The sequence below is a fragment of the Planktothrix sp. FACHB-1355 genome (genome assembly GCF_014748295.1).
Classification (GTDB): Bacteria; Cyanobacteriota; Cyanobacteriia; order Cyanobacteriales; family Aerosakkonemataceae; genus Aerosakkonema; species Aerosakkonema funiforme_A.
The window spans coordinates 1-13,029 of sequence record NZ_JACJUP010000048.1 but is presented as its reverse complement, the minus strand read 5'-3'; the positions used below and the strand labels follow the sequence as shown (position 1 = coordinate 13,029).

General features: G+C 43.5%; 10 protein-coding genes, 1 pseudogene and 1 riboswitch. Of the genes and pseudogenes, 8 read left to right on the top strand and 3 right to left on the bottom strand.

Going from position 1 to position 13,029, the window contains the following annotated elements; all coding sequences use genetic code 11:
• Positions 1 to 222: 222 nt before the first annotated feature.
• The 5 genes and pseudogenes from H6S82_RS04475 to H6S82_RS04455 form a co-directional block, all read left to right on the top strand.
• Positions 223 to 687 (top strand): annotated as a pseudogene (locus H6S82_RS04475) (GUN4 domain-containing protein); the annotation flags it as partial.
• Positions 688 to 795: 108 nt separating this feature from the next.
• On the top strand, positions 796 to 2,325 hold the full coding sequence (locus H6S82_RS04470) for a GAF domain-containing sensor histidine kinase (RefSeq protein ID WP_242056818.1): 1,530 nt from the start codon (positions 796 to 798) through the stop codon (positions 2,323 to 2,325).
• 85 nt (positions 2,326 to 2,410) lie between these two features.
• Positions 2,411 to 3,850, top strand: a complete 1,440-nt coding sequence (locus tag H6S82_RS04465) for an IctB family putative bicarbonate transporter (RefSeq protein ID WP_190468334.1) — start codon at positions 2,411 to 2,413, stop codon at positions 3,848 to 3,850.
• Positions 3,851 to 4,039: 189 nt separating this feature from the next.
• Positions 4,040 to 5,551, top strand: coding sequence for a serine/threonine-protein kinase (locus H6S82_RS04460; protein ID WP_190468331.1), 1,512 nt, complete (start codon positions 4,040 to 4,042; stop codon positions 5,549 to 5,551).
• A 34-nt stretch (positions 5,552 to 5,585) separates the two neighbouring features.
• Complete coding sequence (locus H6S82_RS04455) at positions 5,586 to 6,017, top strand: hypothetical protein (protein ID WP_190468327.1); 432 nt, start codon at positions 5,586 to 5,588, stop codon at positions 6,015 to 6,017.
• A gap of 58 nt (positions 6,018 to 6,075) precedes the next feature.
• Here H6S82_RS04455 and H6S82_RS04450 read toward each other — a convergent pair whose 3' ends face one another.
• Both H6S82_RS04450 and smpB read right to left on the bottom strand, forming a co-directional pair.
• Positions 6,076 to 6,594 carry a DUF29 family protein gene (locus H6S82_RS04450; protein ID WP_190468324.1) on the bottom strand — a complete coding sequence of 173 codons (519 nt, stop codon included), beginning with the start codon at positions 6,592 to 6,594 and terminating at the stop codon, positions 6,076 to 6,078.
• Between the two features lie 258 nt (positions 6,595 to 6,852).
• A complete protein-coding gene (smpB, locus tag H6S82_RS04445; protein WP_190468321.1) occupies positions 6,853 to 7,320 on the bottom strand; it encodes an SsrA-binding protein SmpB in 468 nt (155 codons plus the stop codon).
• A gap of 127 nt (positions 7,321 to 7,447) precedes the next feature.
• A riboswitch (Glutamine riboswitch) is annotated at positions 7,448 to 7,533 on the top strand.
• A gap of 36 nt (positions 7,534 to 7,569) precedes the next feature.
• Between smpB and H6S82_RS04440 the strand changes: the two genes are divergently transcribed.
• From H6S82_RS04440 to codA, 3 genes are all read left to right on the top strand, one after another.
• Positions 7,570 to 7,725, top strand: coding sequence for a hypothetical protein (locus tag H6S82_RS04440; protein WP_190468318.1), 156 nt, complete (start codon positions 7,570 to 7,572; stop codon positions 7,723 to 7,725).
• Positions 7,726 to 8,003: 278 nt separating this feature from the next.
• Entirely contained in the window at positions 8,004 to 9,230 is a 1,227-nt protein-coding gene (locus H6S82_RS04435; protein WP_199315410.1) for an RNA-guided endonuclease TnpB family protein, read from the top strand.
• A gap of 48 nt (positions 9,231 to 9,278) precedes the next feature.
• The gene (gene codA, locus H6S82_RS04430) at positions 9,279 to 10,526 is read left to right on the top strand and encodes a cytosine deaminase (RefSeq protein ID WP_190468311.1); all 1,248 of its coding nucleotides are present in this window, start codon (positions 9,279 to 9,281) and stop codon (positions 10,524 to 10,526) included.
• A gap of 39 nt (positions 10,527 to 10,565) precedes the next feature.
• On the opposite strand, the gene H6S82_RS04425 is transcribed toward codA, so the two are convergent.
• The gene (locus H6S82_RS04425) at positions 10,566 to 12,290 is read right to left on the bottom strand and encodes a serine/threonine-protein kinase (RefSeq protein WP_190468307.1); all 1,725 of its coding nucleotides are present in this window, start codon (positions 12,288 to 12,290) and stop codon (positions 10,566 to 10,568) included.
• Between the last annotated feature and the right edge of the window lie 739 nt (positions 12,291 to 13,029).

Sequence of the window (13,029 nt, the reverse complement as noted above, 5' to 3'; positions counted from 1 at the left end):
ACGCTCTTCCGATCTCGATCGCATTTTGCAGACCGCTAAGTGAAAAGTTTGCAAAACCAGAGTGATACTCAACTGGACTAACGGCGATACTTGTGCAAATTCCTTTGTGCTAATAGTTAATCGGTAATGGGTAATCGGGAATGAAGAAACCAAAAACAAAAGTAACCGACGATCGCAGACCAACCACCAATGACCAATAACCAATTAGCAATGAACACCAGTATCGTATCGTTGATTTCAGAGCGCAATATAGATTACACTCCCCTGCAACAACTGCTGGCCCAGCAAGATTTTCAAGCAGCCGATCGAATGACGCTGCAATTGCTGTGCGAACTTGCAGGTGCGGCAGCAGTGCAAAGGAAATGGTTGTATTTTACTGAGGTAGAGAAGTTCCCTACATCAGATCTGCAAACCATTAACAACCTCTGGCTGGCTAATTCCGAAGGCAAGTTTGGCTATGGAGTGCAACGGGAAATTTGGCTGAGTTTGGGCAAAAATTGGGAAAAATTCTGGCCCAAAATCGGCTGGAAGAATGGCAATAACTGGACGCGATATCCCCACGAGTTTATCTGGGATCTGAGTGCCCCCAAAGGTCATCTACCCCTCTCGAATCAGTTACGAGGAGTGCGGGTCATCGCCTCCCTGCTGTCTCACCCTGCCTGGTCGAGTACATCTCTTTCTGGTTAATGGTAGATATTCTCAAAAACTGATGATATTTCTCCATAACCTGTTCGTTGAGAATGCAGTTAGGGAATTTTAAGGATAAGCTCTTTGTCTGCGGCAGCAGCTAGATAAATGATAAATTCAGCAAGTATAGGGGTAGCAGTTAGCATGGTAAACCCTGAAAACACTCTCTTTTATCGTCTCAACGGTTTGACACCTCAAGCGCGAGAACAACAGCGCCTTTTAGCTTTAACAGAGTCGGGACTGCTGGAAGCAGAGACAATCCCGATTTTCGATGAGGCAACTCAGACGGCTGCCCACTTTTTGGATGCCCCCATCTGCATTTTGGGCATCATGGACAAAGACCGTCAATGGTTCAAGTCATCTGTGGGTTTGTCCAGGTTAGGTTTGATGAATCAGCTGGCAACATCCCGTCAGCTATCGCGGCAGGAATCTCTGTGTACGCACGTAGTAGACTCTCATAAAGTTTTGGCGATCGGCGATACTACCGTTGAGCCGATTTTTGCCAAGAGTTTGTTAGTTCAGCACTATGGCATCCGCGCCTATTTGGGAGTGCCATTATTAACTTCTACCGGACATTGCCTGGGTACGCTTGCCGTGATGGAACGGGTGCCGCGTTCCTTTACTGACAGGGAAACAGAGTTTTTGGAACTCATGGCCCGCTGGATTATGAGCGAATTTGAGCGCAATCGTGCCCTCAAAGAGAATGCCCCAGGAGTGTTGGTGAATCTCAACACGCAAATATCCTCTGGAAATTTAGGCAGCCAGCAACTCGCCACCAATCAAATTCAAGTCAAATTGCTGGGCCAACTCACTCAGGAACTGCGGACGCCTCTGACCTCAGTGATGGGAATGGCCAGCGTTTTGAGCCGCGAGATTTATGGCCCCCTAACGACTAAACAAAAAGAATATTTGGAGATTATTCAGCACAGCGGTCAGTACTTGCTGTCGCTGGTAAACGAAATATTGGCACTGGGATCGCTAAACCCCGATAATCCAAAACTGAATCTTTCTGCTGTTGATATAGAAATGTTGTGCCAACAGGCGATCGCTACATTAGAAGAAGCAGCCAACCGCCGAGGGCAACAGATTCGTCTTTCCGTAGAGCCCGGAAATCGCATCTGGCAACTGGATAAGGAAAAAGTCCGCCAATTGCTTTATCACTTGGTATCAAGTGTGCTGCAAACGGCTGATGCTGGCAGTATTGTCCGCATTCATATCTCTCGTAAAGTAGAAGGGTTAAACATTGCCGTTTGGGTTTCTCACCCCTGGCTGGGAGATGGCCTCCCTCATCTGGAAGGATACTTTTTCAATACGTCCCCATCTGTACCAACTTACTCGGAGCCCCGGCTTTACGATCGCGAGGATGAAAGCCTCGAAGAAGCATCACTGCTATCTCCAGAAGCAGCCGAGAAGAGTAACTCGACCAAATCGGAAGAAAAAGCTTTGGTTACTGCTGACCGATCGGAAGCTCTTGAGAATAATATAATCGATCGATCTTCTGAAAACTTGGGGCTGTTGCTCAGCTGTCATTTAGCTCAAATGCACAGCGGACAAATCTCGATCCAAGGCTCGCAAGAGTCTGGCTTTAGATATGTGGTGAGCTTGCCAACAATAACAGAAGCTGATGTAAATATCTAAAAATTTTAGATTTTAGATTTTAGATGAAAATATAATCTAACATCTCAAATCCAAAATCTAAAATGGTTCACTAGAATAAAAATTCATGAACGCTGTTTGGCAACAATTAACACTATCTAATCTACCGTTGTATCGGTGGCGCAATGCTAGTTATTTGTACCGTTTGGTAGGTCTGCTGCCAGCATGGCGACAAGGCAGCTGGTTGATGCGATGGGCAGAACCTTTGGGCGCGTTGTTGGTAAGCTTGGTGTTTGCTCTGGCTCCCTTTGTATCCAACGATTTGGTTGGTGTGCTTTTAGTTGCTTGCGGTGCCTTTTGGGTGCTGCTGACTGTATCGGATGAGGTTGTCAGAGAAAGGGAGAAGGAAGAGGGAGAGGCAGTATTTTCTTTTCCCAAATTTACGCCCATTCATTTGCTGGTATTGCTTTATTGGGGTATTGCTGTGGTGGCGACAGCTTTGTCACCGGTGAAGGCGGCGGCGCTGACCGGTTTGGTGAAGCTGACGCTGTATCTGTTGCTGTTTGCTTTGATGGCGAGGATTTTGCGATCGCCTCACCTGCGCTCTTGGTTAATTGCGCTATACTTGCACGTAGCTCTGCTCGTCAGTGTCTACGGTCTGAGGCAGTGGTTTTTTGGCGCTACAGCACTGGCAACTTGGGTAGATCCGGAATCTCCTCTGGCTAAAACCACGCGAGTCTATAGCTATCTGGGAAATCCCAATTTACTGGCAGGGTATCTGCTGCCGGCAACTGCTTTGAGTTTGGCGGCTGTTTTTGCTTGGCGTGGCTGGGTCTGCAAAGCGTTAGCAACGACAATGTTTGTTGTCAATTCATCTTGTTTGATATTAACTTTCAGTCGGGGGGGCTGGATCGGTTTTGTAGTGCTGCTGTTTGTGTTTTTGTTGTTGTTGATTGATTGGTTAAGTATTCAGTTACCTCCTTTTTGGCGCACTTGGTCTTTACCGATATTGCTAATAAGTTTGGCTGCTATATTAGGATTGGCAATATTGTTTGTAGAACCGTTGCGCGATCGCGTTTTCAGTATGTTTGTGGGTCGCGAAGATAGCAGCAATAATTTTCGCATCAATGTGTGGGCAGCTGTACAGGAGATGATTCGCGCTCGGCCCATTATCGGCATTGGCCCCGGCAACACTGCTTTTAACAAAATTTATCCTCTCTATATGCGTCCCCGCTACAGCGCTTTGAGTGCTTATTCTATTCTGCTGGAAGTAGCGGTGGAAGCCGGTTTGATTGGATTGGGTTGTTTTCTCTGGTTATTGTTAGTAACCTTTAACCAAGGTTGGGTACAATTGCGGCGTCTGCGGGAATTTGGTAGCCGCGAAGGATTTTGGTTGATAGCTGCGATCGCCAGTTTTTTAGGTATGCTAGCTCATGGTACTGTAGATACAGTTTTGTATCGTCCGGAAGCCAATACTCTCTGGTGGATGATGATAGCTTTGATCGCTAGTTATTACACTATTTATCAACCATCGCGGAGTGAAAATTTACCTCCACAGGACTTGTAGGAGCTTTTGTATTTTGGTTAGAGTTGGTAACTCTAACCCAAGATTTTTTAACGAACCGCGAAGACGCGAAGAACGCGAAGAGAAGATAAGAAATAAGGTACGTTGTTGCGCTTTAGCGCTAAACCGCAACAACGTACTTTTTTTTGAGATAATATGTCACAATAAACCCAAGAGTCTGGAAAGCGCGACATGGTTTGGGCAGCGGGTCAGCGGTTGCAGAAAGGTAAGTATATTATCGAGAAAATCCTGGGAGAAGGGGGCTTCGGGATTACCTATCAAGCACGACATACGCTGCTGCAACAGCTAGTGGTTATTAAAACGCCTAATGAAAGCCTGAAAAATGACCCGGAATACCCCAAATATTTGCAGCGGTTCGTCGAGGAAGGGCGGCGACTGGAAAAACTCTCTGAAAAACAGCATCCCAATATCGTGCGCGTCAGGGATTTGTTTGAAAAGAAGGGGATATACTGCCTGGTAATGGATTTTGTCGCAGGGGAGAGTTTGTTTGATTTGGTGCGGCGGCGAGGGGCGTTACCTGCAAACGAAGCGGTGGAGTATGTGCGACAAATTGGGGAAGCTTTGACGGTGGTGCATCAAGCGAGTTTGGTGCATCGGGATGCTCACCCAGGCAATATTATGGTGCAGAGTGACGGTAAAGCGGTGTTGATTGATTTTGGCATTGCTGGAGAAATTCTGCAAACAGTCGAAAGTTCCAAGCATTTTGGCAATTGGGCTTTTGCGCCTTACGAACAGATGATGGGGAGTCGGGAACCAACGGTTGATGTGTACTGTTTGGCTGCTTCTCTATATTATGCGGTAACTGGTCAATGTCCGACATCTTCTTTGGATCGGAAGTTGAATAATGTCCGATTGATTAAACCTAAGCAACACGCTGATATCAGCGATGAGTTAAATCGGGCGATTCTCAAGGGGATGGAGTTGGAAGCGAAAAACCGTCCTCAGTCGATGCAGGAATGGTTGAAGTTGTTGGAAGTGGCGAATCGCACTGTTCCGGTAGGCATTAACAAAGTAATCACTCAACCAACCCTACAAAAGATACATATTGATTGGGGTTTATTAGTACAACGTTTCATAGTTTGTGTAGGTTTGGGATTTTTGTTAACAATACCTTTTTATTTTTCGCCTTTACCTTGGTTCGTAGCTTTAGCTGGAACCTCGCTTTTAGCTTATCATGGTGAAAGAGGGGTTACTTATGGTGGGCTTACTGATATTGAGATAGGCGGCGTTTTAACTATGGCTTTAGCGATAACTTTAACTGTTGTACCTATATTTGGAACTAAGGCTATAGTATCATTATTTTTTATGGGTATTTTTTACGGATTCTTATTGCTTTTTTTCTCGATTGGTCCAACCGAGGGACTAGGACTATGGTATTTAATGCTTATTATTCTGACACCTTTGACTATGTATAACAGTAAGATGAGTTGGAGCCAAATTTATGGAAATATTTACGGGAATGAAGAAAGGATAAGGGGTTTAGTGGCTTGGTGTATTGGTTTAACATCAAATATATCTTTAGCCTTAAGGATGTGGGAAGGAACAGAAGTAATATTTTGGGATATACATGCTAACGATTTAGGAAAAAAGCCATTTAGTAACTTTCACAAGTTTCTGATTCTATCTGGAACTTCTTGGATAGGACTGGGAGCGGGAGCAGTGTTACGTTATTGGTTGCAGTAAAGTTGTGCTTGAAGTCATTAAACCTAACATAATAATGCAAATTGCCATAAATATCGACGAATCAGAAAAAATCGACCCCATCGATCCCATTGGCGATATCACCATAACCAATGATACAACAACCATCACGGAAAAATCAACATATTTAGATTCCTGGTTTGATGCCTTAATTACCGGAGTGAAAGCTGTAAAACAAGGTAAAAATATCGCTGTTGAAATTGTGGAAGAACCAGAACCAATTTTATTTGAACCTTGGGAGGAGGGAATGCGAATATATTATCGCAAACAATCCATTTCAATCTCTCATGTTTCTGAATTTACCACAGCCTTAAAGCTAGCAGCAAACAACTTTTTAAACAAGCTCGATTCCCAATCCGAATTTCATTCTAATGATTTACTAAAAGTAATTCGGGATTTTGTGGATAACGAATCTCAACCACAAATAACTGTACAAAGCTCAGCTTAGACACACCATAAATATTTAAGGTTTATCAGTATTGAATACCTTGTTTTAAGAATTTTTATCATCGCCTCCCAGCTTGCCAATCTTCCCCACCCGGAAGCTGAATCAAATAATCATCAATAACTCCTGGTAACTGCTTAAGTGAATAATTATAGGTCAATTCGATTAAGCTTTGAGAATGACTAATTACCAATTTTCTCTCCACCATTTCAGCAAGTTGAAATGGACTGTAAGCACCATTCAAGACTTCCTCGCTAGCCTCGCGAATTGCCTCTTCAAATTCTTCATCAATCATTTCTTCCCAACCATCTATCTTCACGTAATAAGAGGTTTTGTTATCTTGCAAATTCAGTTTCTTAATTTCTCTAACAGAATTGCGAATAGAATTAGCCCAAGAATTTGTTAATCGCTGTTCGATTTGGTTTTTAATCAAGTGAATTAACAAGATTTTGAGATAAGATTGGATATTCCGCAGTATCGCCTGTTTGCTCATTCCCTCTAATTCATCTACAATTGCCAAAGCCTCGGCGTATCTTCCTTCCAGAATGCTTTTTCTTAAATCTATTAATTCTTGAGTCATAATTATTACCAGCATTCGCACTAGCGAGTAAAATTATACCATTTAGAAAAAGGAGAGGGGAGAGGGAAAAGGGAAAAGGTAGAGGAAGGAATTTTGACTTTTGAATGAGTGACTTTTTTACATCCACATCTGCGTTCATCCGCGTTCATCTGCCTTAATCTGCGGTAAAAAAAGCTAAAAACCGGGTTTTTAGCGATTAACTTGACACCAAAGTAAAAATCCTTGCCAAAAAACCCGGTTTCTTAGGTTTGAATCGCTTTAAAAATTCTTCATAGCGCGTTGCATCTCGCGCTTATCGTCGCGTTTCTTCACATCTTCGCGTTTGTCGTGCAGCTTCTTACCTCTACCCAGACCAACGCTGACTTTCACCAAACCTTTCTTCAAATACATCTTCAAAGGAATTAGGGTCAAACCCTTTTGTTCCACTTTACCAATCAGCTTGCGGATTTCCTCTTTATGCAGCAGCAGTTTCCGCGTGCGAACGGGGTCGTGGTTAAAATACTGGCTGGCGGTTGAGTGAGGTGAAACGTGGACGTTCAGCAGCCACGCCTCGCCATTCCGAATCAGCACGTATCCATCGCGCAGGTTAGACCGACCTTCGCGAATGGACTTGACTTCTGTCCCTTTTAACTCAATCCCAGCCTCGTATGTCTCTAGGATTTCGTAGAGGTAACGGGCTTGGCGATTGTCGCTAACGATTTTGATACCTTCGCTTTTTTCACTCATATTGCCAATTTAGCGTTTAAACCAACGACTGTGGCAGTTTATCTAGGATTGAATTGAGCTTGATTGTAAAGTTTTATGTAGCACTTGACATTTATCGGAAAAACGGTAACAATAAATACAGAAATAAATCGTTCATCTCTTCAGGTAGACGCCGATCGACGGTTAGATGCAGTGAGGAGACGGAAGTAGGGAGCAATCCCGAAGGAACGCGCCTCAATTCACTACGTTTGTACTTTTGGAGGCGAAAACATGAGCGCTATTAACTACGAATCCAACAACCGCGCAGTTGAACAAAGAGCTCGTTCCCTGATGCTGAATCATCAGCGGTCAATGGAGAACCGTCAAAAAGCTATGTTGATCCGTTCGGCGAGGGAAGTCGGAGTAGCAAATAATATTTCCGAATAGCAAATTAAAAACTGACGGAAAGAAACCGGGTTTCTTCAAGAAACCCGGTTTCTGCTTAGGAAACCCAACAAATCAAAAAAATGAGGAGGGTCTTGTTCAAGAAACCGGGTTCCTACATAGAGAGTAGTTCCAGGTTGCGGTAGGGTTTAACTCAAATGTCGGGCAGAATTCCCCATCTGTCTATACGGTGGGGATGAATGCCCGACCAATAAAAAAACGGCGTAGCCTCTACTTTCTGTTATCTTGTGCTACAATATTTACTGTAAACCATAGTTCACCTGAAACCATTGTATAGAGCCATCAAAGTCCGAATTTACCCAACATCTGAGCAATCCCAAAAGCTTAGTCAAGTAATGGGGTGTGCAAGATGGTGGTGGAATTACGCTTTGAATCTATGCAATGAAACTTACAAGGAAACAGGAAAGGGACTTACTCAAATAGCCCTCAACAAGGTTTTACCCAAGCTCAAAAAAGCAGAAGATACGGCATGGCTAGGGGAATGTTATTCTCAGGTGTTGCAGTCAACAACTCTGCACTTAACTAAAGCTTTCAAAAACTTTTTTGAGAAGCGAGCTAAATATCCTAGATTCAAGTCTTATCACGGGAAACAATCTTGTCAATATCCTCAAAATTGCCAAATCCTTGAGAGGGGAATAAAAATCCCTCAAGTTGGGATAATTAAAGCCTCAATTCATCGATTATTTGCGGGACAGCTGAAAACTGTAACTGTTACTAAAGCTTCCACAGGAAAATACTATGCTTCGTTATTGTTTGATACCTCGCTAGAAACCCCAGAAGTGGTTGTTACAGGTAAAGTGATTGGCATTGATTTGGGACTCAAAGACTTCTGTGTTACGCACGATGGAAATAAGACATCGAAATTTGCCAACCCTAGACATATCAAAAAACATGAAAAAAACTTAGCCAGAAAACAGACTAAATTAGCTCGCCAGAAAAAAGGCAGCAAATCTAGAGAAAAAGCACGAAAGCTTGTGGCTAAAGTTCACGAACGTATTAGCAATGCCCGTCAAGATTTTCTGCATAAATTATCCAAGAAAATCGTCAATGATAACCAAGTGGTAGTAGTCGAAAACCTCAACGTCAAGGGCATGGTTCGCAATCACAACCTAGCTCAAGCTATTGCTGATGTGGGGTGGGGAACTTTCATCAATTTTTTAGACTATAAACTCAAGTTGAAAGGTGGTTTATTAGTTGAAATTGATCGATGGTTTCCTAGCTCTAAAACCTGCTCAAACTGTCTCTATCAGATGTCAGAAATGCCACTAGATATTAGAGAGTGGACTTGTCCAAGCTGCGGCACACACCACGATAGAGATGAAAACGCTGCAACAAATATTAGAGCAGAAGGTATCAGACAGTTATCGGTCTTGGGAACCAGGACTGCTGCTGAAGGAGGGGAAGTAAGTCCTTCATCTGGGCGTAAGTCTGTCTTGAGGCATTCCCCTGTGAATTCAGAAGCCCCATCCGTCTATACGGTGGGGTAGTTCACAATTCCTGTATGGATTTGTTGGATAAACCAGAAAGGAATATTTATGTCGCTATTATCCTGGGATATATTACTGCGTCGGTGTCGTTTGCAGGATCGGGAAGTCGATATTGGGATTCGAGATGGTAAAATTGGCGCGATCGCACCCCATCTCAGCGAACCAGCGCAGCTGGAACTGGATATCCAAGGAAAATTAGTCAGTCCCCCTTTCGTGGAGTCCCATATTCATTTGGATTCAGCGCTGACAGCAGGCGAACCGCGATGGAATGAAAGCGGAACTTTGTTTGAAGGAATTGAAATTTGGAGAGAACGCAAGCAAAGTTTGACGCTGGATGATGTGAAAAAACGGGCAATAGAAGCGCTCAAATTACAAGCATCTCAAGGTATTTTATTTGTACGCAGTCATGCAGATGTGAGTGAAGACTCTTTAACTGCATTGCAAGGTTTGCTAGCAGTGCGAGAGTCGGTCAAAGATTGGATAACTTTGCAAGTGGTGGCTTTTCCTCAAGATGGGGTTTACGGTAGTCCTAAAAATGAAGAATTATTGGAAGAAGCGCTAAAATTGGGTGCGGATGCGGTGGGTGGAATTCCTCACTATGAGTTTACCCGCGAAGATGGGGTAAAATCGGTACATCGGATATTTGAATTAGCGGCAAAATATAATCGGTTAATTGATATTCACTGCGATGAAATTGATGATGACGAGTCGCGCTTTTTAGAAGTTGTGGCGGCTTGTGCGATTCGTTCTGGTTTGGGAGAAAGAGTAACCGCGAGTCATACAACTGCGTTTGCTTCTTATAACAATGCTTATGCCTTAAAGTTGATGGGTTTGTTAATGCGATCGCAAATCAATTTCATCGCCAATCCTTTAATTAATATTACCTTACAAGGGCGCACCGATACTTATCCCAAACGCCGAGGTGTGACGCGAGTGAAAGAATTGTGGCAAGCTGGATTGAATGTGAGTTTGGGACACGATTGTATCCAAGATCCCTGGTATAGTTTGGGGACGGGAAATATGCTGGAAGTGGCGCACATGGCGGTTCACATTTGTCAGATGACGGGGATGTCTGAAATAGATGCTTGTTTTGATATGGTGACACTGCATGGAGCAAAAACTTTACATCTGCAAGATAGCTATGGAATTGAGGTGGGGAAGCCTGCAAATTTGATTGTGTTGGATGCTGATAGTCGCTATGATGCGATTCGTCGTCGAGCGACTGTACGTTATGTAATTTCACGGGGAAGGTTGTTAGCGCAGACAGAATCACCCATTGTAACAATGAACAATTAACAATTAGTTTTTAATTGTCAATTGTTCATTGTTCATTAATTATCTCGTGGACTTACTCGCCATTTTTGCACCGCCAGACTTTTCCACAGCTTGCTTAACCCGCTGCTTTTGCTTATATTCAGCGATCTTAGCTTTAACTTTAGAGTATTCTGGTGTTTGGGGAGAAATTTCTTCCAGAAGTTTCACCGCACCAGCAAAGTCTTTCTTTTCAGCCAAGGCAAAGGCTTTTTTCCGTAATTGGTAAACTTCTACAGATGTTTGCGCCTTTCCTCGAACATTAGGCTGTTGTTTCTTTTCCCAAAAACAGATATAAGGAATCTGACAAACTTTTTTAGCTCCTTCTTCCCACTGTACTTGGTCAATGATTGAATCCAATTGTTTAAATTGAGTGGGATCGGGTTGGGACATATAAATGTATCCAGCCATTGCAGCCAAAGCATTCATCGCCATACCGACACCAAATAAAGCCACTATAGGAGGGATTTTTGGTAATTTAAAACCAGGTTTGCTCTTTTGCGGCTTAGGGGGTGAGTCCGTTGCATCTGTAGCATCTGGGGTGGATGTTGCCTCATAAAGTTGCGTTTGAGGCATTACAAATATGAGGGATTCTAAAGGCGAAGATTCGGAAACAGCGTTTTCAGCAGAGTATTGAATTTGTTCTGAATCTGCTGTTTTGGTTTCTGAATCTGGCGGGAATAAGGTTAACGGGATTTCAAGAGTTTCTGAGGCGATCGCACCAATAGAGTTTTCCGCAACTTTTGACTCCTCAATTATAGTTGGGGATATAGTTGGGGATATAGTTGGGGATTTTGGCGGCAATGACTTAAAGGTAATATTTAGCTTTTCTGAGCCGATCGCACCAACACCGCTACTGACAAATTCTGTTGTCTGGCTACCGCTGCCCGAATCCTGAAGAGCTTGGATAACTTCTGTCGCCATTTGGTAGCGCTCTTTGTAGTTAAGGCGTACCATTTGGTTTACTACAGAAACCAGTCGATCGCTCACTTTTACTTGTTGCTGCCAGCTAGCCAAATTCCCATCTATTTGCAACAGCGCCGGATACATTCCCGTCAGTGCTTGAATAGCGATCGTGCCTAACGCATAAATATCGCTATTTGGCTGTGGGTGATATGCCAGTTGTTCTGGCGGTACATACCCTGCCGATTCGAGAGGAAAAGTAATTTCTGCCTGTTCTTCAACGTTAACTGCTGGCGTCCTTATCGGCTGAAGCGAGCCAAATTCAATCAAACAATATTTGCCGTCTGAGGCGCGTTTAATTATATTGTTTGGCTTGATATCGCAATGAATAATGTCCTGACTGTGAACAAATTCTAGTATGCTTGATACTTCTTCTAGCAACTGAATAACTTGTTTTTCTTGCCAGCGTTTGCCGCAGCGTAGGCTAGTTGGCAGTAAAGTACTCAGAGGCTGTCCTTCGATAAACTCTTGCACCAAGTAAAATCCTTGGTCGTCTTCAAAGTAAGCTAGCACTTGCGGAATGCGATCGTGTTCGCCCAACCGTTTCAAAGTCTCTGCTTCGTTGAGAAACAGATGTCTGACGGTTTGCAAGTAGTTGGGATCGTTACTAGCAGGTTTGAGATGCTTAATTAGGCATTTAGGATTACCCGGTAATTTAGCATCTTCGGCAATGTACGTTCTTCCAAATGTTCCGGCACTTAAAACTTGAACTATTTGGTAACGCTCGTCTAATAAATTACCCAACATTGGGTGACTCGCTTCGGTGTTCAACAGGACTCTTGGCATAAGACCCCGGTAATGTTTCGTCAGATTTGATATTGCTAGAGAACGCAGCCCGTCGTATGTGCTTCGCCGATATGAAGACACCACTTGAAAGTTTGGTTTAGATAAACTGTGTAGAAACTTTGAGAGTTTGCGTCTACATCAATGTCTTTCAAAGAGGTGTCTAGTCGTTCAGGATGAAACTGAGGAATTCACTGAAAGAGCTGAGGCGGTATAATATCGTTTCTGCTTTAATACCTAATAGTAGCCTGGTCGAGACAGAAAATGGCAGAGGATTCTATCCCCCTACAACCCCAGATTCTCAGACTTTAAGTTGGAAGCAGGGGCAAGGATAATTACGATCCCTCTAATGAAGGATTGAGCTTCCAGGTCATACAATTAGAGTAAAAAAAAGCCGCTCAACGCTTTCATGCTGTTGCCAGCTACTTTTGTGGCTCGGACGCACATCAGCAATTGCGAGATCTGGTTTTACCTGCTCAGCTCGAAAGTACAGATGGCTTCTTTCCACATCTAGATACAGATCTTACCCTCTATTGAGAGTTTGAGGAGGTTGGATATACTCTATGAAAATTAAGTTTATTGTCCAATTATTTGCTGCATTTACGTTTGTGCTGGGTTGCACGGCTACCAGCAGCAAGATTGGCTCTGCTGAAAGCGCGACCTTCTTCTGCGGTACTATAAAAGATACTCCAGCGACTGTTGCTCGCACCTCGCGTGGGGACGTTCCGATAATTAGGTGGGT